Here is a 22,205-nt window from a genome sequence, read left to right as displayed (position 1 = left end):
GTATCCCGAAGTCGCCCGCTCATGCCTGCCTGTCGGGCCCTGTTGTCATGCCCCCGGCCGGGTCGCCTCCTCCAGCAGTTCCAGTACATGGCGATACGGGTGGCCGGTCGCCCGGGTCATGCCCATCTCGCAGGTCCGGTTGCACGAGGCGTGCGCCGCGTACTGTCCGGCCACGACCTCCGCCGCCTGGGCCGCTGTGGCCGATGCTGTCAGCTCGGGGTGCAGCAGCCCTCGGTCACCGGCGAAGGCGCAGCAGCCCCAGCTGTCGGGCACGTCCGCGCGCTCGGCGACAGCCCGGCCCAGTGCGATCAGGGCGTCGCCGCTTCCGAGGTGCGTCGTCGAGCACGTCGGGTGAAGAGCCAGGGACGCCAGCCTGCGTGGCTGGGGCAGGCGGGGCAGCAGCGTGTCCGCGGCGAACTGCACGCTGTCCGTGAACCGCAGCGGCGCGTAGCGCCCGCGCTCCTCGGGCGGCAACGCGTCGAGCAGCTGGGTCAGGCCATGCGTGCAGGACGAGGCGTCGCAGACGACCGGCAGGCGGCCGCCGTCGGTCGCCTCCCACAGCACGGCCAGTGTGCGCTCGGCCATGGCCCTGTGGCCGTCCACGAATCCCTTCGACTGCCACGGCGTGCCGCAGCACAGGCCGTCCAGTCCCCGGGGGACGGTGACCGGTACGCCCGCCCTGTCGCAGAGAGCGAGGAACGCCCACGCGGCACCGTCCCCCGAACCGGTGGTGTCCCCCTCGGCCGCGAAGAGCGAACCTATGCACGCCGCGAAGAAGACCGCCTCGGCCCTCTCCTGAGCTCTGGCCCCGGGGCGGGGTCCGCCCGGCTTCGGCATGTCGGAGGGCCAGGAGGGCACCAGCTCGGTCGCGCCGAGCCGGCGGGCGGCCCCGGCTGCCCCGCGGACCAGCGGATCAGGCAGCGCGTGCGCGACGGACAGGCCGGCGCGCACTCCGCTCGCCGCCCCCGCCCAGTGACGGGCCACCGCCTGCCCGGCCTTCCGGGCGAGCGGGCCGTGCCTCTCCGCCCGCAGCCGCTTCATCACGGCACCGGTGTCGATGGCCACGGGGCAGGCCGTGAGGCACAGGCTGTCTGCGGCGCAGCTGTCGACAGCCGCGTACGCGTAGTCCGCGGCCAGCTCGGCGCGGCGCGGCTCGTCGCCCGCCGCCTCGGCGAGTGCCATCTCCCGCATCAGCGCGATCCGTTGCCGGGGACTCGTGGTGGCGTCGGCGCTCGGGCAGACGGGCTCGCAGTACCCGCAGTCCACGCACCGGTCGATGTCCGCGTCGACCTGCGGCACGATCTTGAGGTGTCGCAGGTGTGCCGTGGGGTCGTCGTCCAGGACGACCCCTGGGCTGAGGACTCCGGCAGGGTCGCAGAGGTTCTTGATCTCCCGCATGACGGCGAAGAGCTCGTCGCCGTACTGGCGGCGCACGTACGGGGCCATCACGCGGCCCGTGCCGTGCTCGGCCTTGAGCGAACCGCCCGCTCCCAGCACCAGGTCGACCATGTCGTCGGTGAAGCGCGCGTACCGCTCGACGTCGGCGTCGTCGTCGAAGCCCTGCGTGAGCATGAAGTGCAGGTTCGCGTCACGGGCGTGGCCGAAGACCACGGCGTCCTCGTAGCCGTGCCGCTCGAAGAGCTCGACGAGGCTCTCGCAGGTCGCGGTCAGTGCCGGCATCGGGACGACGATGTCCTCCAGGAGAGCCGTGGTGCCCGCGGGGCGGGCGCCCGCCACGGCGGTGTACAGCCCCTTGCGCAGTCTCCACAGATCCGCGCGGTCCTTCGGCGAGCGTGTCAGCGCGGTGCCGAGGGTGGAGGGCATGGAGCCGAGGACCGGGGACGCCGCGGCGAGCAAGGTCTCCAGCTCCTCCTCACTGTCCTCGGCGAACTCGACCAGCAGGGCGGCGTGGCGGTCGACGCGCAGCCCTTCCAGCGCGGGCGCGGGGAGGTGCCCCTGCTGGGAGACCCTGAGGGAGGCCGCGTCGAGGAGTTCGGCGGTGCGCACCCCGCACTCCTGGAGGGCCGGCAGGGTGTCGGTGGCGTGGGCGACGGACGGGAGCACGAGGAGCCCGGTCGCCGTGTGCGGACGCACGGGTACGGTCCGGAACACCGCTTCGGCGATGAAGCCGAGTGTTCCCTCGCTCCCGATCATGAGGCGCGTGAGGATGTCGACGGGGGCGGTGTGGTCGAGGAAGGCGTTCAGCGCGTAGCCCATGGTGTTCTTCATGGCGAACAGCCGCTCGACGGTGCGGCGGGAGGCCGTGTTGTCGCGGACCCGGTCCCGCAGGCGTACCAGCCCCTCGTGCAGCGCGGGCTCGTGGCCGCGCAGCAGCGCGTCGGCGCCGGGCACCCCCGAGTCCACGACGGTGCCCGACGGCAGGACGAATCGCAGGGATTCCACGGTGCGGTAGGAGTTGTCCTGCGTGCCGCAGTTCATGCCGCTGGAGTTGTTGGCCACCACCCCGCCGACGGTGCAGGCCCCCTCGCTCGCGGGGTCGGGGCCGAGGCGGCGCCCGTGCGGGGCCAGCCGCGCATTGGCCTGACGCAGCGTCATGCCGGGTTGGACGCGGATGCGTCGTCCCTCGTCCAGGACCTCCGCGTCCCGCCAGTGCGTCCGTACGTCCACCAGCACTCCGGGTCCCGAAGCCTGTCCCGACAGGCTGGTCCCACCGGACCGCAGGGTCAGGGAGAGCCCGGTGGAGCGGCAGGCGGCGATGAGTGAAGCCACCTCGTCCGCGGAGGTCGCGCTGACCACCGCCTCGGGCGTCAGCGCGTAGTGGGACGCATCGTGCGCGGCGGCCCGACGGGTCAGTCCCGTGTCGAACCGCGCCGGTTCGGTGAGCGAGGATCTGAGCGCGGCGAGCGTGTCGAGGGACATGTCCGTGGACGGCTGGACGTGTGCGGTGGGCACAGGGCTCCTTGGCAGGGGGAAGGAACGGGTACGGGTGGCGTCAACGGGCGCGCACCACGGCCCGCAGCAGCGTCGCGACACGTGACGCCGTCGCGGGGGAGCCCGTCTCCAGCATCTCGATCGCGGTGTTCAGGAAGGCGACCGGCACGTGGACCGCCGGGAGTTCGGGCATGGTGTGCACCGGGGCGCCGGTCGTCCCGACGACGTAGCCGACACCCTGCACCGGTACGGCGAGGTCCTCGTGCACCAGGATCTGAAGGCTGTGGCGCACGGTGGCGCGCGCCACCGAGAAGCGCCGGCACAGCTCGCGCTCCGACGGGAGCAGCGAGCCCGCCCGCCGCCGGCCGTCGAGGATGTCCCGGCGCAGGACCTCCGCGATGCGCCGGTAGACGGGCAAGGGGCGCGGGCTCATCGTGTCGCGTGCGCGCGCTCTCCGAGCGCGTCCCGCAGGGAGCCCCCGTGGGTTCCCAGGGCAGCGCGTGCCTGCTCGGCAGTGGTGCCGGCGAGGAGGATGTGCACGGCGGTCTTGACCTCGTCACCGGCGGCGTCCAGCGCCGCGTCGATCTCCTCGGTCCCCGCGCCCGTGGCGAGGGCGACGATGTGGTGGGAACGCTTGCGCAGCTTCTCGTTGGTCGCCTGGAGGTCGACCATGAGGTTCCCGTACGTCTTCCCCAGCCGGACCATCGTCGCCGTCGACAGGGCGTTGACCGCGAGTTTCTGGGCCGTGCCGGCCTTGAGCCGGGTGGAGCCCGTGATGAACTCGGGTCCCACCACCACCTCGACGGCGATGTCGGCCGCGCGTCCGAGGGCGGAGTCCGGGCTGCAGGAGACGCCGATGGTGGCCGCACCGAGACCGCGCGCGTGCCGCACCCCGGCGACCGCGTAGGGGGTGCGTCCACTCGCGGCGATACCGCAGACGACGTCCTGCGCGGTGAGCCCGATGGCCTCCAGGTGCTCGACGGCCATGTTCCCGTCGTCCTCCGCGCCCTCGACCGGCAGGGTGACCGCGGAGGGGCCGCCGGCGATCAGCCCGACCACCTGGCCCGGGCGGGTGTTGAAGGTGGGGACGCACTCGCTGGCGTCCAGGACGCCGATGCGCCCGGCGGTGCCCGCGCCCATGTAGACGAGCCGGCCTCCCGCCGCGAGCCGCTCGGCGGTGACGTCCGCGGCCCGGGCGATGGCGTCGGACGCGGCGTGCACCGCCTCGGGGACCCGGGTGTCGTCCTGGGTCATCAGCCGGACCAGTTCCGAGGTGGGGAGCAGGTCGATGTCCGCGCGGTCCGGGCGGTGCTGTTCGGTGGCGAGGGAGCTGAGTTCCTCGGCCGTGAGGGGTCTTGCGTGGGAAGGGAGCATCTCGGTTCTCTGTGTGAGGGAGGGCTGGTGCGGGGTGGGGCGGCACACGGCCGCCCCACCCCGCACGGTTACGTCACTGCCGCGTGCGGGGCTTCAGGTCGACCGGCATGCCGGCGCGCACCGAGTCCTCGATCGCGCACAGGATGCGGGTGATCTCGATGCCGTCCTCCCCGGTCGCGAGAACCGGCTTGTCGAAGACGACCGCGTCGACGAAGTAGGCGATGGCGTCCAGGACGAAGCCGGTCAGGTGCTCGCCGGTCGGCGGGGCGTACAGGTCCGGGAAGGAGCTGCGCTCCGAGGTGTAGATCTCCAGGGTGCGGTTGTGGGAGCCGTCGATGTTGACCGCTCCCTTGTCGCCGAGGATCTCCAGCTTGAGGTCCTTCACCGTCGAGTGCGTGTCGGGCAGGATCCACGCCGACTCGAAGACCGCGACGGTGCCGCTCGCGAACTCCACGGTCGCCACGTGGAAGTCGGCGGTCGGTACGCCCCGTTCGCGGAGGATCTTGTCGCGGCTCACCGCGTACACCCGTACGACCTCGTCGTTGAGCATCCAGCGGACGGCGTCGATGGTGTGGCTGGCGAGGAACCAGAGCGCCGAGGAGTGGCTCGCCCAGGAGAGCATGCCGGTGGCGACCGCCAGGGTGTTGCTCAGACGCGAGTAGACGTACGCGGGCGCGCCGATGTCACCGCGGTCGATGGCCTGCTTCGCGGAGACCATCATCGGGTTGACGCGGTTGTGGAAGTCGACCATCAGCTTGACGCCGTTCGCCCGGGCGGCGTCGTCGATGGCGACGGCGTCCTCCACGGTCGTGGCGAGCGGCTTCTCGACGAGTATGTGCTTGCCGGCCTCCGCCGCGGCCACGGCGAGCTCGCGGTGCAGGTGGTCGGGGGTGGCGATGGAGACCGCGTCGATCGTGGGGTCGGCGAGCACCTCACGGAAGTCGGTGGTCGCCCTGCCCGCGCCGTACGTCGCGGCGATCTCGTCGGCGCGCTCGGCCCGCATGTCGCAGACCGCGGCGAAGTCGGCGTACGGGGAGCGGCTGTAGGCCTGGGCGTGCCGCTCGCCGAAGAGGCCGGCGCCGATCAGGGCGAAACGATTGGTCTTCACGGTGGTTCAGTCCTTGCGTGGTGACGGGGGAGTGATGGTCAGACGGAGCCCGGTGCCCGGGGTGTCCCGGACGCGGGAGGGAGGGAACGTATGTAGGGCGCGGCGTCCGGGAGTTCGTCCGGTCTCTCCACGGACAGCCGCGCCAGGTGGGCGGCACCGTCCAGGGAGGACCCCGCGGGCGGGACGGGGCGGGCCTGGGGCGCGGCCGTCCTCAGCGCGTCCAGGAAGGGATCGGTGAGCAGGTCCCCTGCGGAGAACAACTGCCCGCACCACGAGACGACGGGGTCCACGCCCGAGGGCAGGGCCGCACCCACCGTCCTGGCGAGGTGTACGGCAGCGCGCCGCCAGATGTCGTGGGCGACGGAGTCGCCCCGGTGCGCGGCACGGGCGACGTCCGGTGCGAAGGCGGCCATCCGGCCGGCGACGTCGCCGTGCGGGTAGAGCCGACTCGGCAGGCCGGCGGGTTCCCCGAACCGCTCCACCGCGAGTTCCAGCAGCGGCGCCGAGCCGCCCGGCCGCCGGTCGTGCGCCCGCATGGCCGCTCGCAGGCCGGCGGCGCCGATCCACGCCCCGCTGCCCTCGTCGCCCAGGAGATGCCCCCAGCCGTCGCTGCGCAGCCACTGGCCGCGGAAGTCCGTGCCGAGGGCGACGGCCCCGGTGCCCGCGGCCACGACCGCGCCGGGCCGTATGCCGAGTGCCCCGACGTACGAGGTGACCATGTCCGAGGCGAGCACCACGCGCGGTGCGCGGAAGAGAGCGGACAGCCGGCCGAGCAGGCCGTCGGGCCGCGCGGTGAGTCCCAGCAGACCGCTCATGCCGACTCCCACCGCTTCGACCCGGAGGTCCCGGTGGGCGGTGCGCAGGGTGTGCAGTGCCGTGGCCAGTCCGGCCAGCAGGGCGGCGGAGTCGACGCCGGCCCCGGACACGGTCCTTCCCGGAGCCCGGACGACCTCGCTGGTCGTCCGGCCGTCGCTCAGCCGGACCCGGGCGCCGGTCCCACCGATGTCCACGGCGGCCACGCAGTCACCCGGAGCGCGGGCGTCACCGCGTGCCCCCGCGTGTGTGCCGGTGATCGGATCAGTCATGTGCGGTGCTTCCTGGGCGGGGTGCGTTGGCTCTGGAGGGCCGCGTGCGTGAGCGAGAGGGCCCGCATGCTCCGGTCGTAGGTGCGCTGGGCGATGCCCACGAACAGGCAGTCGATCGTGAGGAGCTGACTGATCCTGCTGGCCAGGGCGCCGGGGCGGAACGCGGTCTCGGCCCCGGCCGGGAGCAGGACGTGGTCCGCGAGCGTGGCCAGTTGTGAGCGCGGGTGGTTGGTGATGGCGACGGTGGCGGCGCCCGCGTCCGCGGCCTGGCGCACGGCCCCGATGACGTCGTTGGTCTCGCCCGAGAAGGAGATGCCCACCGCGATGTCCTCGGTGCCGAGCAGCGCGGCGCTGGTGAGCCCGCCGTGCACGTCGCAGTAGACGTGGCTGGGGAAGCCGATGCGCTCCAGCTTGTGGTGCAGGTCCATGGCCACGAGTCCGGAGGCCCCGGAACCGTAGATGTTGATCCGCCGTGCCCCGATCATCAGGTCGATGATCCGGCGCATCGCGTCGACGTCGAGCTGGGCCGCGGTGTCGGAGATGGCCTGCATCTCCTCGCCGGCCAGCTTCGCGACCACGTCGGCCAACGAGTCCGCGGGCGTGATGTCCCCGGTGACCTGCGGGCCGGTCGTGCCACGCGCTGCTTCGGCCGCGAGGGCCAGGCGCAGCTCCGCGTAGCCGCGGAAACCCAGTGCCCGTGTGGTGCGTACGACCGAGGACTCGCTGGTCCCGGCCATCTCCGCGAGTTCCGACATGGTCCGGCGTGACGCACCGGCTTGGTCGTCGAGAAGGATCTTCGCGATCCGGACACTGGAGGGGTTGAGACTGGGAAGCAGAGCTCGGATGCGGCTCTCCAGGCGTTCGCCACCGGGTGTGTTGACGGAATTCTCTGACGTCTTGTCGCTCATGCGGCGGAGATTACTTTCAGCGGTGGTCGGCATCAACGCTCTTCCTCCCGGACACGGCAGCGGGCGCGTCTCCCGGTTCGTGCGGTACGGAGCCCCCCTGCGCCTCCTGGCGCCGGAGGAGCCTGCCGGGGACGTCGAGCGCGACCAGCAGGACCAGGGTGACGACGCCGATCGCGGTGAGCGTGGCCATGGCCGTGCCGAGGCCCCAGGAGTCGCCCAGGATCGCCCCGAACCACGGGGCTACACCGCCCCCGATGGCGCCGATGTTGTAGACGGTGCCCATGCCGGAGGCGCGGGTGCGCGCGTCGAAGAAGTCGTAGAGGTACTTGGGGAGCAGGCCGGAGATGCCGAAGTTGGTCCCCATGAAGCAGAAGAGGAGGGCCACGAGCGCGATCGTGTGGTCGGCGCCGACGGCGAAGACCGGGAAGAGGAACGCCAGCGAGACGAAGAGGGTGCCCGCGTAGGTGCGGGCCGTACCGAACCGGTCGCCGATGAAGCCGGAGGCCGCGGTGCCGATGACGGTGCCGAGTCCGGCGTAGAACATGATGTCGCCGGTCGTCCCGCGGTCGTAGCCGATGGACTCGAGGTAGGCCGGCATCAGACCGGACACGGGCCAGTTGGTGCAGAAGGCCAGGAAGACGACGACGATCAGCATCAGGGTGACGGGAAGCCTGCGGCGGCCGAAGAGCGCGAGTGCGGAGAACCTGTGCTCCGTTCCGGCCTCCTGGGTCGCGGCCTCCCACTCAGGGGATTCCGGCGCCGACCGGCGGATGTAGACGGCGACGAACACCGGCAGGATGCCGAGGAAGAAGAGGGCGCGCCAGCCGAAGTTCTCGACGACGGGTGCGTACACCTGGGCGGCGACGAGGCCGCCGACGGCGAAGCCCGTGATCAGGAACGCGCTGGCCTTGTTCTTGAGGTGCTGGGGCCAGCTCTCCACCGCGTAGGTGCTGCTCGCGCTGTACTCGCCTGCCATCCCGATGCCGACGATCAGGCGGAAGACGAAGATGGCGGCGAAGCTCCAGGCGAGCCCGCACAGGAACGTGCCGGCCGAGTAGAGCACGATCGACCAGACCATGGCCGATTTGCGTCCGTACCGGTCCGCGACGGATCCGAAGAGGGCGCCGCCCAGCCAGCGTGAGCCGAAGGTCGCCACCAGAAGGGTGCTGGCGGTGGCGAGTGACACGTCGAACTCGGCGGAGATGTCGCTGAGCACATAGGTGAGCAGGACGAAGTCGAACCCGTCGAGCATGTAGCCGATCCATGCGGCCAGGAGCGCGCGCAGCTGCTCCCGGCCCAACTGCCGGAACCACGGCTTCTTCCTGGCTGGGCTCACAGACGACAACACGTACCTCCGAGGAGTGCGACTCACCGCTGGGGGAGATGTCGGGGCATGGGGCATGGATGAGGAAGGCCGGGTCGCCGGAGAACCGAGGGACACGGATGGCGATGCGGTGGAGTTTTCCGCCGCATCGATCTCGACTGGTGGAGATTAACTTCGTCCGATGGCTCGATTCAACCCCTGTTCACGTATTGGTCGGTCGCAGGGTGAGGGCGAGGCGCGTCGAGGTCGGTGCGGGAGGGGGTGGTGACGGGGTGTCCGATGGCGGAGCCGCCCTGCGTCAACGCCTGAGGATCGATCAACTCGCAGACCAGGACCGTGATGTGCGCCGCACCGGATCGTTTCCGGCTGTGAGGGTGCGGCTCGGCGCGGCCGGCGCATGTCGCTGCCCGTCGCCCGGGCTCTTCGGGCCGATGCGGGCAACCGCGCGAGGGGGTGCGCAGGTCGGGCGCTCCGGGCCGGGCGGCAGCTGCTGCGGGTGCCCCGCGGCCCGTGCTCCCGGCCACGGTCGGAGGTCCGGAGGTCCAGAGGTCTGAAGACCCGGAGGTCCAGAGGCCTGAAGACCCGGAGGTCCGGAGGTCCGGAGGTCTGAAGACCCGGAGGTCCGGAGGTCCGGAGGCCCGGAGGTGAGGCGGTGCCCGGGGGTGGCGTGTCGCCCGTGCGCGGCGGTGCCGGCGCCGGGGTGCTGTGGTGGACGCGCCGGCCTCCATCCGGCGGGCCGGGTGCGGTCGGCGCATGCGCCGGCCGCACACCGCTGTGGAGGGCTGTCCCGTCAGACGCGGTGTCCGGCGCCCGTGCCGGCCGAAGGCGGCCTGCCGGTCCCGCCCGCGTTCCTGGGGGTGAGGTCCGTCGGGGCCGGGTCCGGCCCCCTCAAGGCGTTGGCCAAGGGTGCCGCGACGCGCCACCCCGTCGCCTCGTACAGGGCGCGGCCCGCCGTCGTCGACGCCAGCAGGCCCACCGTGGCGCCCCGTTCGGCGGCCGTTCCGGTGAGGGTGCTCATGACCGCCCGGCCGAGCCCGCGGCGCCGGTGGGCCGGGTGGGTCTCCACCCTGTCGACGACCGCCGTGGTGCCGTCGACCGAGATCTGGCCGTGCGCGGCGGTGGTGCCGTCGGGATCGTGCACCCGTGCGTGGGCCACGCCCGAGCGGGTCCAGGTGCGCAGCCGGTATCCGGTGGGGAGCACGGGCGGTGTGCGGACGGCGTCGTGACGCAGGGCCGTGGACATGAGGAAGCCGGTCGTGCCGGTGAGTGCCCAGCCCGGCGCGATCCAGGATCCGAGCGACTCTGCCGGGACGAATGCCTTGAGTCTGACGCCGGGGCCGGTGGCGCCTGCGGTGAGTGCCCTTACGGTCGCCTCGTCGGCGGAGGGCAGGACGTGGCTCACGGGGTGGCCGGGGAGTCCGATCGTCACCGTGAAGCCCCAGGGTTTCGCGCTCGGTTCGCCGGCACCGCGCGAGAGGGCCCAGCCGTGGACCCATGCCCTTACGGCCTCGGAGGTGGTGGTGAATAACATGCGCGCCTTCTCTGGGCCGGGTGGTCGTCGTCGGTGTGCGGCTGCCCTGCCGTGGCGCCCCGGAACGCTGCGCACGGTGACGTCTCGTCACGCTCGGGTGCGCCGGTCCGCCCGCACCGCCGAGGACGCGGCCACCTCGGATTCGGACGGAACCCGTCCGGCCCCTGGTCGTGGCCGTGCGTCATCGCGGAGTGGCGCCGGACACGGACTCCCGGGCATGACCGCGCGGCGGCGATGTACTAGAGTTATCTCGACATCGAGATATCTGCCGAGGCGCACCGCAGCCGCCGCTCGGTAAGGGTTACCTAACTAACCCTTACCTTAGCGGATGGTGGGGGCCGCAGGCGGCGCCGGCCGCACATGAGGCGCGGCGCGGTTGAACGCGCACATTGAAGAAGGAGACTGTCGTGTCGGCGAACAGCTTCGACGCCCGCAGCACGCTGCGCGTGGGCGACGAGTCGTACGAGATCTTCAAGCTGGACAAGGTCGAGGGCTCCGCGCGCCTCCCTTACAGCCTGAAGGTGCTGCTGGAGAACCTGCTCCGCACCGAGGACGGCGCGAACATCACCGCCGACCACATCCGGGCGCTCGGAGGATGGGACTCGCAGGCCCAGCCCAGCCAGGAGATCCAGTTCACGCCGGCTCGCGTGATCATGCAGGACTTCACGGGCGTCCCGTGTGTCGTGGACCTCGCCACCATGCGTGAGGCCGTCAAGGAGCTCGGCGGGGACCCGGCGAAGATCAACCCGCTGGCCCCGGCCGAGCTGGTCATCGACCACTCCGTCATCGCCGACAAGTTCGGCACCAACGACGCGTTCTCCCAGAACGTCGAGCTGGAGTACGGCCGCAACAAGGAGCGCTACCAGTTCCTGCGCTGGGGCCAGACCGCCTTCGACGAGTTCAAGGTCGTCCCCCCGGGCACCGGCATCGTCCACCAGGTCAACATCGAGCACCTGGCCCGCACGGTCATGGTCCGCAACGGCCAGGCCTACCCCGACACCCTCGTCGGCACCGACTCGCACACCACCATGGTCAACGGCCTCGGTGTGCTGGGCTGGGGCGTCGGCGGCATCGAGGCCGAGGCCGCGATGCTCGGCCAGCCCGTCTCCATGCTCATCCCGCGCGTCGTCGGCTTCAAGCTGACCGGCGAGCTCCCGGCCGGCACCACCGCCACCGACCTCGTGCTGACCATCACCGAGATGCTCCGCAAGCACGGCGTCGTCGGCAAGTTCGTCGAGTTCTACGGTGAGGGCGTCGCCGCCACCTCCCTCGCGAACCGCGCCACCATCGGCAACATGTCGCCGGAGTTCGGCTCCACCGCCGCGATCTTCCCGATCGACGACGAGACGCTGAAGTACCTGCGCCTGACCGGCCGCGACGCCCAGCAGGTCGCGCTCGTCGAGGCGTACGCCAAGGAGCAGGGCCTCTGGCTCGACCCGGCCGCCGAGCCCGACTTCTCCGAGAAGCTGGAGCTCGACCTCTCCACGGTCGTCCCCTCCATCGCCGGCCCGAAGCGCCCGCAGGACCGCATCGTCCTGGCGAACGCCAAGGCGCAGTTCGCCCAGGACGTGCGCAACTACGTCGCGGACGACGAGGAGGCGGGCAAGGAGTCCTTCCCTGCCTCCGACGCCCCGGCCGCCTCGAACGGCGTCCCGTCGAACCCGGTCACCGTCACCGCCCCCGACGGTACGACGTACGAGCTCGACCACGGCGCCGTCACCGTCGCCGCGATCACCTCCTGCACCAACACCTCGAACCCCTACGTCATGGTCGCCGCGGCGCTCGTGGCGAAGAAGGCGGTCGAGAAGGGCCTGACCCGCAAGCCGTGGGTCAAGACCACCCTCGCCCCGGGCTCGAAGGTCGTCACCGACTACTTCGACAAGGCGGGCCTGACCCCGTACCTCGACAAGGTCGGCTTCAACCTCGTCGGCTACGGCTGCACCACCTGCATCGGCAACTCCGGCCCGCTGCCGGACGAGGTCTCCAAGGCGGTCAACGACCACGACCTCGCCGTCACCTCGGTGCTCTCCGGCAACCGCAACTTCGAGGGCCGGATCAACCCCGACGTCAAGATGAACTACCTGGCGTCCCCGCCGCTGGTCGTCGCGTACGCCATCGCCGGTTCGATGAAGGTCGACATCACCAAGGACGCCCTCGGCGTCGACCAGGACGGCAAGCCCGTCTTCCTCCAGGACATCTGGCCGTCCGAGGCCGAGGTCAACGACGTCGTCGCCAACTCCATCGGCGAGGACATGTTCAACAAGTCCTACCAGGACGTCTTCGCGGGCGACGCCCAGTGGCAGGCGCTGCCGATCCCGACCGGCAACACCTTCGAGTGGGACTCCGAGTCCACCTACGTGCGCAAGCCCCCGTACTTCGAGGGCATGCAGATGGACACGACCCCGGTCGAGGACATCACCGGCGCCCGTGTGCTCGCCAAGCTGGGCGACTCGGTCACCACCGACCACATCTCCCCGGCCGGTGCGATCAAGGCCGACACCCCGGCCGGCAAGTACCTCACGGAGCACGGCATCGAGCGCCGCGACTTCAACTCCTACGGCTCGCGCCGTGGCAACCACGAGGTCATGATCCGCGGTACGTTCGCCAACATCCGCCTGCGCAACCAGATCGCGCCGGGCACCGAGGGCGGCTTCACCCGCGACTTCACCAAGGGCGACGGCCCGGTGTCGTTCATCTACGACGCCTCGCAGAACTACCAGGCCGCGGGCACCCCGCTCGTCATCCTGGCGGGCAAGGAGTACGGTTCCGGCTCGTCCCGTGACTGGGCGGCCAAGGGCACCGCGCTCCTGGGCGTCAAGGCCGTCATCGCCGAGTCCTACGAGCGCATCCACCGCTCGAACCTCATCGGCATGGGCGTCCTCCCGCTCCAGTTCCCGGAGGGCCACACCGCCGAGTCCCTCGGCCTCACCGGCGAGGAGACCTTCTCCTTCACCGGCGTGACCGAGCTGAACGACGGCACCACGCCGCGCACGGTCAAGGTCACCACCGACACGGGCGTCGAGTTCGACGGCGTCGTCCGCATCGACACCCCCGGCGAGGCGGACTACTACCGCAACGGCGGCATCCTGCAGTACGTGCTCCGCAGCCTGATCCGCAGCTGACGGATCAGGTAGGCAGCGAGGGCCGCACCCCCGGCGACGGGGGTGCGGCCTTCCGCATGCGGGCCTCCGCGTGCGGTCAATTGCGCGGGCCTACCTCCGTTCCCCGGGAAGCGGGATCAGCGTGATCAGCGGGAGAGCCCGGCGGTGGCGTAGCGGCACGGGCCGCGGCCCGCGGGAGCAGCTGGGCGAGTCCGGCGAGGACCAGCGCCACACCGGCCAGGTAGAGCAGCCCGTGCCGGAAGGCGACCGACGGCCCCTCGGAGACGGCGCCGTAATAGAGCACCCCGATCACGCCCACCCCCAGCGCCCCGCCCGTCTGCTGCGCCGTGTTGAGGACGCCGGACGCGGCACCCGCGTGACGGGGGGAGACCCCTGCCAGCACGGTGGACATGATCGGGGCTAGGGCGAGGCCCATCCCGATCCCGTCGATGAGCAGGACGGGCACGAGCCACCCGATCGAGACCTCCTGGGCCACCATGACGCACAGCAGGACCAGCCCCGCCGCCCGCACCAGGGCGCCGATCGCGATCACCTGGCGCCCCATACGCGCCACCAGCCGGGGGGCGAGCATCGACGCGGCCAGGTAGCCCGCGCCGATCGGTACGAACACGAGACCGGCCTCCAGGGCGTCGAGCCCGCGCCCCTCCTGGACGTACAGGGCGAGGACCAGGAAGTACGCGGCCATCCCCATCGTGAACGCCAGATAGGCGAACACCCCTGCGGTGAAGCCTCGTTCGCGGAAGAGGGCGCCGTCGATCAGCGGCGAATCACGGTGCCGCCGTGCGCGGTACGCGAATCCCAGGGCGAGCGAACCGGCGAAGGACGCCCAGGTCCAGAGCGGCCAGCCCTGCTCCCGGCCTTCGGTCAGCGGCAGCAGTAACGCCACCAGGGCGAGGCCGATGAGGGCCGCGCCACCGAGATCCAGTCGTACGGCGTCCGAGGCCCGGCTCTCCGGGACCACCCGTCCCGCGACGGCCAGCACGGCGATCCCGACCGGCAGGTTGATCAGGAAGCAGGCGCGCCAGCCGAGCCCGAACACATCGGCCTGAATGAGCAGCCCGCCGATGAGCTGCCCGAACACCGCCGCCGAACCCATCGTCAACGCATAGGCGTTGACGGCCCGTGCGAGGTCCCGCCCGGTGTGGACGGTACGCACGATGGCGAGGACCTGCGGCATGAGAAGCCCGGCCGCCGCGCCCTGCACGATGCGTGCGGCGATCAGGACCGAGGTGTCGGGGGCCGCTCCGCAGGCGGCCGAGGCAAGGGTGAAGAGCCCGACGCCGATGAGGAACACGCGGCGGCGCCCGTACATGTCGCCGAGCCGGCTGCCGATGATCAGCGTGGATCCGCAGGCGAGGGAGTAGCCCGCCACCACCCACTGGACGGCTGCGGGATCCGCGTGCAGATCGCTCTGAGCCGTCGGGACGGCCACGTTGACGATGAAGAAGTCGAGAATCGTGATGAAGACGCCGGCCAGCACAGCCGGCAGGGTGCTTGCGCGAGGCATGGTCACTCCCGTTTGGAGAGAATGAACGGAGAGCACGAACGGATGGACAGAACCGATGGATAGAACGAATGGTCTACCTGTCGGGTCTCAGTAGATAGACCGGTTGTTCCACTGTCAATGTCGTGCCAGAATCGGAGGCGTGACGCCGACGAGACCAGGACCCCGCGAACGGCTGCTGGACGCCGCCCGCGACCTCACCTACACCCACGGGGTCCACGTGGGGGTGGACGCGATCCTCAAACAGGCCGGGGTCGCCCGGCGTTCGCTCTACCAGCACTTCGGCGGCAAGGACGGTCTGGTCGCCGAGGCCCTGCGCAGCCACCCGGGCGAGGCCCGCTACCGCGAGGTCATGGACCGCGCCGGTCAGGACTCACGGCAGCGGATCCTGGCGGTCTTCGACGAACTGGAGGCGATCACCCAGCGCCCCGCGTTCCACGGCTGCCGCTACACCTCGGCCGATCTGGCGCTGACGGACGCCGCCCACCCGGCCCATGTGGAGGTGCGCGCCTACAAGGACGCCCTGCACGTCCTGTTCGCCGAGGAGCTGACCCGGGACGGGCACCCCGACCCGGACTTCGGGGCGGACCAGCTCCTGGTCCTCGTCGACGGAGCCCTGGCCCACGCAGTCACCCGCCCCGCATCCCACCCCGCGCTCGCCGCCCGGAACATGGCGGAAATGATGATGAATCAGGCAAGGCCGTAGGCTCGACGGTCTGATGAAGAACACCCTCACCTCGCCTGCGGCCAAGGCCGGGCACGAGTCCGTGCGGCGTCACAACCTGAGCCTGGTCCTGCGGACCGTCCGGGACGAGGGCGAGGTCACCCGGGCCCGGGTGGCGAGCCTCGTGGGCCTGACCAGGGCAGCCGTCTCCTCCCTCGTCGAGGAACTCCTCGCCGTGGGCTGCCTCAGCGAGTCCGGCAAGACCTCCAGCGGATCCGCCGGGCGCCCCGGCACCGTGCTGAAGCTCTCCCGCACCGGTCCGGCCGGACTCGGCGTGGAGATCAACATCGACTACGTCTCGGTGTGCGCCGTCGACCTCACCGGCACCGACCGGGTCCGTGTCACCGAGCACACCGACCACCGGGACGTCCCTCCCGCCGAGGTCCTGGTCCACGCGGCACGCCTCACCAACCGCGTCATCGCCTCGGCCCAGGAACAGGAACTGCGCGTGGTCGGCGTCGAGCTGGCGCTCCCGGGCCTCGTCTCCGGCGGCGTCGTCCGGCAGGCCCCCAACCTCGGCTGGAGCAGGGTCGCGGCCGAGGGCATCTTCGGGCAGGCGCTCAGCACGCTGCGCCCGGCCGGCAGGGCGCTGGCCGTCGGCTCCGACAACGAGGCCAATTTGGCGGCCCTGGCCGAGCTGTGGTTCGGCGGACTCGGCGGCGTACGCACCTTCCTCTATCTCACCGGTGAGATCGGAGTGGGCGGCGCGCTCGTGGTGAACGGCGAGATGATGCGCGGAGCCCACGGGTTCGCCGGCGAGATCGGACACGTCGTCGTCGACCCGAGGGGTCCGCTCTGCCGGTGCGGCGCGCACGGCTGCCTGGAGCAGTACGCCGGCCGGGCCGCCCTGCTGCGGGCGGCAGGCATCGACCCGGACACGGGGGTGCGCGGGATCGCCGAGCTGGAGCAGCGGGCCGCGGCCGGTCAGGAGCGGGCCGTCACCGCGCTGTCCGAGGCGGGGGACCGGATGGGGGTGGTGCTGGCCGGCGCGGTCAACCTGTTCGACCCGGAGGCCGTCGTTCTCGGCGGGATCTACCGCAGCCTGATGCCCTGGCTGGAGAAGTCCGCGGACGCCCAGCTCACCGCGCGGGTGGTCTCCGGCCGCTGGCACGAGAACGGCAGCCGTCTGCGCGCCTCGTCCGTCTCCGGCGACGCGGCACGGGGCGCGGCGGCCCGGGTGGTGCACGAAGTGCTGGGCGACCCGGCGGCGTACGCGGTGCGGTGACTGCCGGGTCGCACAGCGGGACGAGCCGTCCGGGCGAGCCGTCAGATGATCCGGAAGGGCTCGCCGCAGACGACGTCGACCCCTTGGGCGGTCAGGCACTCCTGGACGGTGACCCTCCCGAAGAGCGTCAACCTGTCCTTCGTGACAACCCCCTTGCCCGATGCGCTGACGCTGGTGAGGACCTCGCCGCCGTCAGCGGTCTCGGAACGGAGGTTCACACGGGCGCCGTAACCGTCGTCCGCGGTGTCCTTGACGGTCACACCAACGGAGTAGGTGCGGATCTCGGCGGCAGCGATCCACGTGCCCGTTGCCTGCACGCCGGCCACGTCGGCGACCGTGCCGGCTGCGGTCCACGGGTTCTCGGCGACGGCGGCGCCCGCCGTCTGGGCGAGCAGGCCCACGGTGAAGAGTGCGGCAGCCGCGAGAGTGACCGAGGTCTTCAGTGCGGTGGTGACGGGCACGGGAGGACTCCTTGAGGTTGAGGCGCGGGACTCGATCACCGCCCCGGGCGGACCGGGTGACGGCCTCGCAGCCGGCGCCTGCCCCCTGAGGCGTCATGAAGGTACACCTGAGGCCGGCCTCCGGGGGTGTCCGTCGTGGGAATCGAGCCAACCCTGAGGGGTGCCCGAGCGGTGGTCCCGGAACCGCGCCGGAACCGGGTACGGGGGCGTACGCGCTGTGGATCACGCGTACGCCCCCGTCCGGAGGAGCCGATCAGGCCTTGTGCGCCGCGATCAGCTGCTGGTACCAGCGGTAGCTGTCCTTCGGGGTGCGTTCCAGGGTGTCGTAGTCGACCCGGATGATCCCGAACCGCTTCGCATAGCCCAGCGCCCACTCGAAGTTGTCCAGCAGCGACCACACGTAGTACCCGTGCACCTCGACACCGGCGTCCATGGCCGCCCGCAGCGCCGTCAGGTGGGTGCGCAGGTACTCCACCCGGTCCGCGTCGTGGATCGTGCCGTCCGCCTCGACGCTGTCGAACTCCGCCGAGCCGTTCTCCGTGATGTGCACCGGCGGCAGGGCGTCGCCGTACGTCTGCTTCAGTACGGTCAGCAGGTCGGTGAACGACTCCGGCACGACCGGCCAGCCCATGGCAGTCCTGCGGACGTCCGGGTAGCTGCCCTCCGCGTAACGGTTGTCCGTCGCCACGCGCAGCGCCGGGTCGGCCTCGCGGTGCGGGGCGGCAGCGACCACGATCGGCCGGTAGTAGTTGATGCCCAGGAAGTCCATCGGCTGGGAGATCAGCTCCAGGTCGCCGTCGCGGCGGAAGTCCTGGCCGGTGATCAGCTCGCCCCAGGTCTCCTCCTCGGTCGCCGGGTAACGGCCGGCGAGGAGCGGCTCGGTCCACACCAGGTTGTGCTGGGTGTCCGCCCGGACGACGGCGGCGAGGTCGGCGTCCGACTCGGTGGCCGGGACGTTGCGGTCCAGGTTGAGCGTGATGCCCGCCTCACGGACGCCCGCCGCGCGCAGTGCGTTCATCGCGTGGCCGTGGCCGACCAGCAGGTGGTGCGCGGCGGCCAGCGCCCCGCGGCCCTCCTTGGCGCCCGGCGCGTGACGGCCCACCGAGTAGCCGAGGAACGCGCTGCACCAGGGCTCGTTCAGGGTGATCCAGCGCGGCACCCGGTCACCGAGGTGCTCGGCCATGATCGCGGTGTACTCGCCGAAGCGCTCCGCCGTCTCCCGCACCCGCCAGCCGCCCTCGTCCTCCAGGGCCTGCGGCAGGTCCCAGTGGTACAGGGTGGCGGCCGGCTCGATGCCCGCCTCCAGCAGCGAGTCGACGAGCCGGGAGTAGAAGTCCAGCCCCTTCGGGTTGACCGCCCCGCTGCCGGTCGCCTGGATCCGGGACCAGGCGATCGAGAAGCGGTACGACTCCACGCCCAGGTCGCGCAGCAGCGCCACGTCCTCCGGGTAGCGGTGGTAGTGGTCGCAGGCGACGTCGCCCGTGTCGCCGCCGTCGGTCCTGCCGGGCGTGTGGCTGTACGTGTCCCAGATGGACGGGCCGCGGCCGTCCTCCTCCACGGCACCCTCGATCTGGTACGAGGCCGTGGCAGCGCCGAAGACGAATCCGGGCGGGAAGACCGGGAAGTCACTCATGGGGAACCCTTACTTGACCGAGCCGCCGGTGATACCGGCGGCGATGTACTTCTGGGACAGGACGAGGAGGACCGCGGCGGGCACCGCGGAGAGCACGGAGGCGGCCATGACCGAACCCCAGTCGCCGACGTGCGCGCCGATGTACTGGTAGATGCCCAGGGTGATCGGCTTGACGTCGTCGGTCGTGTTCAGCGTGAGCGCGAACATGAAGTCGCTCCACGCGTAGAGGAACGAGAACAGCCCGGCGGTGATGAGCGAGTTCCGGCTCATCGGCAGGACGACCTGGACGAACGTACGGATCCGGCCCGCGCCGTCGACCTCGGCGGCCTCGATGACCTCACGCGGGATCGACACCATGAACGACCGCATCAGCACGATCGCGAAGGGGATGCCCAGCGAGGCGTCCGCCAGCATCAGGCCGAAGTAGGAGTTGACCAGGCCGAGGTCCACGTACGCGCTGTACAGGGCGTTCGCGATGACGATGCCCGGCACCATCTGGGTGATGAGCGTGCCGAAGACGATGGTCTTGCTGCCGCGCAGCTTGAACTGCGCCAGGCCGTACGCCGCCGGAGCGGAGATCGCCAGGCAGATGGCCACGGCGCCGAGCGCCACGGCCAGCGAGGTCAGCAGGTTGGTGCCCTGCTCGGTGATGGCGGACGTGAAGCCGGAGAAGTCCACACCGGTCGGGACCGGGCCCACGTCCACGAGGCTCGCGTCCGGCTGCAGCGCGGTGTTGATCATCCAGTACAGCGGGAACAGCATGACCGCGAGGACGACGACGCCGAAGACGGTCGCGCCCCAGCGGCGCTCGGGCCGGTGGACGGCGGGAGCCGGGGCGGCGGGGATCTGGGTGTTGGTCGCCATGCCGGTCACTTCCCCTCGTTGCGGTTGACCCGCAGGTAGAACACCGCGAAGACGGCGGAGATCAGGATCAGGATGTTGCCGACCACGGCACCCGCCCCGAAGTCCATCTGGACGAAGGAGTTCTGGTACGTGAGCGTGCCGAGCGTCTGGGTGGAGTCGGCGGGTCCGCCGTCCGTCAGGGCGAGGACCAGGTCGAGGATCTTGACCGTCGACATGAAGCCGAGCACCAGCACCACGGTGATGACGGGCTTGAGCATGGGCAGGGTGACCGAGCGGAACGTGCGCCAGGCGGAGGCGCCGTCGAGCGCGGCGGCCTCGTTGAGCTCCTTGGGGACCTCCTGGAGGCCGCCGTAGAGGATCACCATGTTGAACGGGATGCCGATCCAGATGTTCACCAGGATCACCGAGATCAGCGCCATGCTGGTGCTCGTCAGCCAGGGCGTGTCACCGGGGAGGCCGACGGTGCCCAGGAAGCTGTTGAGGACACCGGTGTCCTGGTCGAAGATGCGCCGCCACACGATGCCGCTGACGACCATCGGGACCAGCCACGGAAGCAGGATCAGCGAGCGCAGGATGCCGTTCAGCGGGAAGCGCCGGGTGAAGAAGACGGCGAGCGCCAGACCGATGCAGAACTGGCCGACGAGCGATCCGACGGTGAAGAGGATCGTCTGCCAGAGCGCCTTGCCGAACAGGCCGTCCTCGAAGACGTTGCTCCAGTTGTCCAGGCCGTTGAACGGCGCCTCGCCGGTGAAGAAGGTGGACGGCGAGTAGTCCTGGAAGCTCATCACGATGTTGCGGACGAGCGGGTAGCCGAAGAAGAGCGCCATGAAGATCACGGCGGGAGCGATGAACCCCCACTGGGCGAGCGTCCTGCGCCGCTGGGCGCCGCGCGGGTTCACGGGCTTCTTGACCGCGCCGGCCGCGGGGGCCTGGGGGTCGGCCGGCAGCGCGGCGGCCGAGGCTGTGGTGGATGACATGGTTCGTTACCTCAGTTCCCGCTCGTGACCTGCTGCTGGGCACGCTTCAGAGCGGCCTCGCTGGACTCGCCGGTGAGCGCGGACTGGAAGGCGCTCTGCAGGGCGAGCGACACGGACGACCACTGTGCGCCGACCTTCGCGGTACGGGAACGGGCCGTCGCGACCTGACCGGCCAGGGCAGACAGCTCCGGGGCCTTCGTGCGCCACACGGCTGCGGCCTTGGCGTTGGCCGGGACCATCCAGCTGTTGAGGGCGTAGGTGATCTCCTCCTGCTCGCCGGACATGCAGCCGATGATCTTGGCGGACGTCTTCTCGCGCTCGGTGTCACCGGTGTTGGGCACGGTGAGCACGCCGCCGCCCAGCGGCCCGACGGAGTCGTCGCCGGCCTCGGGGACGGGGATCTCGGCGATGCCCCAGTCGAGCCCCTTCTTGGCGTTCAGCGTCTCGACCTGCCACGGGCCGTTGATCATCATGGCCGCGTTGCCGGCCATGAACTGGTCGTTCACGTCGGCCTGGGTCCAGTTGACCGTGGACTTGGAGAGCGAGCCGTCCTTCAGGAGCGCCTTCCAGTAGTCCAGTGCCTCCGCCACCTCAGGGGTGTCGAGCTTCGACTCGTCGCCGCCGTTGGACCACATGAAGGGGGTGAACTGGAAGACACCGTCCTCCGCGCCGCCCGCGCTCAGCGCCAGGCCGTACTGCTTGCCCTTGGTCAGCTCCTTGGCGGTCGACTGCATCTCGGCCCAGGTGGTGGGCACGTCGAGACCGGCCTTGTCCAGCGTGTCCTTGTTGTAGAACAGCGCCAGGGTGTTCACCGTGCGCGCCGCCCCGTAGTACTTCCCGTCGAACGAACCGAAGTCGACGATCCCCTCGGGGATGTCCTTCGTGGTCAGCCCCAGGTCCTTCAGCGGGATCAGCCCGCCGGCCTCGGCGAAGGTCGGCATCTCGGAGGCGTCCAGCTGGAGGACGTCCGGCAGCGACTTCGAGGACGCCATGCGCAGGGCCTTCGTCATGACCTGCGCGGCCGGCACGCTCTGCTGCTCGATGGTGATCCCGAGCTCCTTGCTGCAGCGCTTCAGCGTGTCACCGTCCCAGCGGTGGTACGACTCGTCCGTCGAGGAGTTCATGACGGTGTACACGTCCGGATCCCGCTGCTGCCCGCACCCCGAGAGAACGGTGCCGGCGACGATCGCGGAGACGACGGTGAAGGGGACGGCGATCCGCCTGGTGCGGCGGCTGCGGCGTCGGATCCATCCGTCCGGGGAGGGTTCTGTCACGGTGGTGCCCTTGCGGTGAGAGGGTGGCCGGAGCCCATGGGAACGCTCCCACGGGCTGGTGGTCAAGACCCTGCGCGGATCCGGCGTTGTCACGGCAGGGAGAGCCGGGGCGCCCGGTGTGGTGTGTCGGGTGCCCCGGGGGGTGGGTCAGCGGACGCCGAGGAGGTGTTCCATGGCGAGCTGGTCGAGGGCTTCGAAG

17 protein-coding genes are annotated in these 22,205 nt (G+C 71.0%); 3 read left to right on the top strand and 14 right to left on the bottom strand.

What is annotated here, in order from left to right:
- Positions 1 to 45 precede the first annotated feature (45 nt).
- The 8 genes from ACFUNE_RS30665 to ACFUNE_RS30630 all read right to left on the bottom strand — a co-directional run bounded on the left by ACFUNE_RS30665 (position 46) and on the right by ACFUNE_RS30630 (position 10,222).
- Complete coding sequence (locus ACFUNE_RS30665; protein ID WP_383574746.1) at positions 46 to 2,913, bottom strand: FAD-binding and (Fe-S)-binding domain-containing protein; 2,868 nt, start codon at positions 2,911 to 2,913, stop codon at positions 46 to 48.
- A 40-nt stretch (positions 2,914 to 2,953) separates the two neighbouring features.
- Positions 2,954 to 3,310 carry a GntR family transcriptional regulator gene (locus ACFUNE_RS30660; protein WP_383574744.1) on the bottom strand — a complete coding sequence of 119 codons (357 nt, stop codon included), beginning with the start codon at positions 3,308 to 3,310 and terminating at the stop codon, positions 2,954 to 2,956.
- An 11-nt stretch (positions 3,311 to 3,321) separates the two neighbouring features.
- Positions 3,322 to 4,266, bottom strand: a complete 945-nt coding sequence (gene murQ, locus ACFUNE_RS30655) for an N-acetylmuramic acid 6-phosphate etherase (protein ID WP_383574742.1) — start codon at positions 4,264 to 4,266, stop codon at positions 3,322 to 3,324.
- Positions 4,267 to 4,339: 73 nt separating this feature from the next.
- Positions 4,340 to 5,374: a Gfo/Idh/MocA family protein gene (locus ACFUNE_RS30650; RefSeq protein ID WP_383574740.1), complete on the bottom strand. Its 1,035-nt coding sequence runs from the start codon at positions 5,372 to 5,374 to the stop codon at positions 4,340 to 4,342.
- Positions 5,375 to 5,412: 38 nt separating this feature from the next.
- On the bottom strand, positions 5,413 to 6,459 hold the full coding sequence (locus ACFUNE_RS30645; protein ID WP_383574738.1) for an N-acetylglucosamine kinase: 1,047 nt from the start codon (positions 6,457 to 6,459) through the stop codon (positions 5,413 to 5,415).
- Entirely contained in the window at positions 6,456 to 7,367 is a 912-nt protein-coding gene (locus ACFUNE_RS30640; RefSeq protein WP_383574736.1) for a MurR/RpiR family transcriptional regulator, read from the bottom strand. The genes ACFUNE_RS30645 and ACFUNE_RS30640 overlap by 4 nt, the downstream gene beginning before the upstream one ends.
- A 16-nt stretch (positions 7,368 to 7,383) precedes the next feature.
- Positions 7,384 to 8,703, bottom strand: a complete 1,320-nt coding sequence (locus tag ACFUNE_RS30635) for an MFS transporter (protein WP_383574734.1) — start codon at positions 8,701 to 8,703, stop codon at positions 7,384 to 7,386.
- 778 nt (positions 8,704 to 9,481) lie between these two features.
- Positions 9,482 to 10,222: a GNAT family N-acetyltransferase gene (locus tag ACFUNE_RS30630; RefSeq protein ID WP_383574732.1), complete on the bottom strand. Its 741-nt coding sequence runs from the start codon at positions 10,220 to 10,222 to the stop codon at positions 9,482 to 9,484.
- Positions 10,223 to 10,629: 407 nt separating this feature from the next.
- Between ACFUNE_RS30630 and acnA the strand changes: the two genes are divergently transcribed.
- Entirely contained in the window at positions 10,630 to 13,344 is a 2,715-nt protein-coding gene (gene acnA / locus ACFUNE_RS30625; RefSeq protein ID WP_383574730.1) for an aconitate hydratase AcnA, read from the top strand.
- 76 nt (positions 13,345 to 13,420) lie between these two features.
- Here acnA and ACFUNE_RS30620 read toward each other — a convergent pair whose 3' ends face one another.
- Positions 13,421 to 14,851 (bottom strand): MFS transporter, encoded by a 1,431-nt coding sequence (locus tag ACFUNE_RS30620; RefSeq protein WP_383574728.1) that lies wholly within the window; start codon positions 14,849 to 14,851, stop codon positions 13,421 to 13,423.
- A 139-nt stretch (positions 14,852 to 14,990) separates the two neighbouring features.
- On the opposite strand from ACFUNE_RS30620, the gene ACFUNE_RS30615 reads away from it, so the two are divergent.
- Both ACFUNE_RS30615 and ACFUNE_RS30610 read left to right on the top strand, forming a co-directional pair.
- The gene (locus ACFUNE_RS30615) at positions 14,991 to 15,554 is read left to right on the top strand and encodes a TetR/AcrR family transcriptional regulator (protein WP_383574726.1); all 564 of its coding nucleotides are present in this window, start codon (positions 14,991 to 14,993) and stop codon (positions 15,552 to 15,554) included.
- 13 nt (positions 15,555 to 15,567) lie between these two features.
- Positions 15,568 to 16,797 (top strand): ROK family protein, encoded by a 1,230-nt coding sequence (locus ACFUNE_RS30610; protein ID WP_383574724.1) that lies wholly within the window; start codon positions 15,568 to 15,570, stop codon positions 16,795 to 16,797.
- Positions 16,798 to 16,838: 41 nt separating this feature from the next.
- Here ACFUNE_RS30610 and ACFUNE_RS30605 read toward each other — a convergent pair whose 3' ends face one another.
- From ACFUNE_RS30605 to ACFUNE_RS30585, 5 genes are all read right to left on the bottom strand, one after another.
- Complete coding sequence (locus tag ACFUNE_RS30605) at positions 16,839 to 17,258, bottom strand: hypothetical protein (RefSeq protein ID WP_383574722.1); 420 nt, start codon at positions 17,256 to 17,258, stop codon at positions 16,839 to 16,841.
- A 253-nt stretch (positions 17,259 to 17,511) separates the two neighbouring features.
- Entirely contained in the window at positions 17,512 to 18,891 is a 1,380-nt protein-coding gene (locus tag ACFUNE_RS30600; RefSeq protein ID WP_383574720.1) for a GH1 family beta-glucosidase, read from the bottom strand.
- Positions 18,892 to 18,900: 9 nt separating this feature from the next.
- Positions 18,901 to 19,755 (bottom strand): carbohydrate ABC transporter permease, encoded by an 855-nt coding sequence (locus ACFUNE_RS30595; protein ID WP_383574718.1) that lies wholly within the window; start codon positions 19,753 to 19,755, stop codon positions 18,901 to 18,903.
- A gap of 5 nt (positions 19,756 to 19,760) precedes the next feature.
- Positions 19,761 to 20,732 (bottom strand): carbohydrate ABC transporter permease, encoded by a 972-nt coding sequence (locus ACFUNE_RS30590; RefSeq protein ID WP_383574717.1) that lies wholly within the window; start codon positions 20,730 to 20,732, stop codon positions 19,761 to 19,763.
- 11 nt (positions 20,733 to 20,743) lie between these two features.
- The gene (locus tag ACFUNE_RS30585; RefSeq protein ID WP_383574715.1) at positions 20,744 to 22,006 is read right to left on the bottom strand and encodes an ABC transporter substrate-binding protein; all 1,263 of its coding nucleotides are present in this window, start codon (positions 22,004 to 22,006) and stop codon (positions 20,744 to 20,746) included.
- Positions 22,007 to 22,205 lie beyond the last annotated feature (199 nt).

The sequence above is a fragment of the Streptomyces sp. NPDC057287 genome (assembly GCF_042667905.1).
Classification (GTDB): domain Bacteria; phylum Actinomycetota; class Actinomycetes; order Streptomycetales; family Streptomycetaceae; genus Streptomyces.
Note: the sequence above shows the minus strand (reverse complement) of the source record. Positions and strands in the feature narration are given on the sequence as shown.

Bases quoted from the DNA above. Each gene is read 5' to 3' on its own strand.
- murQ (WP_383574742.1), bottom strand. From the start codon at position 4,266: ATGCTCCCTTCCCACGCAAGACCCCTCACGGCCGAGGAACTCAGCTCC.
- ACFUNE_RS30645 (WP_383574738.1), bottom strand. From the start codon at position 6,459: ATGACTGATCCGATCACCGGCACACACGCGGGGGCACGCGGTGACGCC.
- ACFUNE_RS30640 (WP_383574736.1), bottom strand. From the start codon at position 7,367: ATGAGCGACAAGACGTCAGAGAATTCCGTCAACACACCCGGTGGCGAA.
- ACFUNE_RS30630 (WP_383574732.1), bottom strand. From the start codon at position 10,222: ATGTTATTCACCACCACCTCCGAGGCCGTAAGGGCATGGGTCCACGGC.
- ACFUNE_RS30620 (WP_383574728.1), bottom strand. From the start codon at position 14,851: ATGCCTCGCGCAAGCACCCTGCCGGCTGTGCTGGCCGGCGTCTTCATC.
- ACFUNE_RS30610 (WP_383574724.1), top strand. From the start codon at position 15,568: ATGAAGAACACCCTCACCTCGCCTGCGGCCAAGGCCGGGCACGAGTCC.
- ACFUNE_RS30600 (WP_383574720.1), bottom strand. From the start codon at position 18,891: ATGAGTGACTTCCCGGTCTTCCCGCCCGGATTCGTCTTCGGCGCTGCC.
- ACFUNE_RS30595 (WP_383574718.1), bottom strand. From the start codon at position 19,755: ATGGCGACCAACACCCAGATCCCCGCCGCCCCGGCTCCCGCCGTCCAC.
- ACFUNE_RS30590 (WP_383574717.1), bottom strand. From the start codon at position 20,732: ATGTCATCCACCACAGCCTCGGCCGCCGCGCTGCCGGCCGACCCCCAG.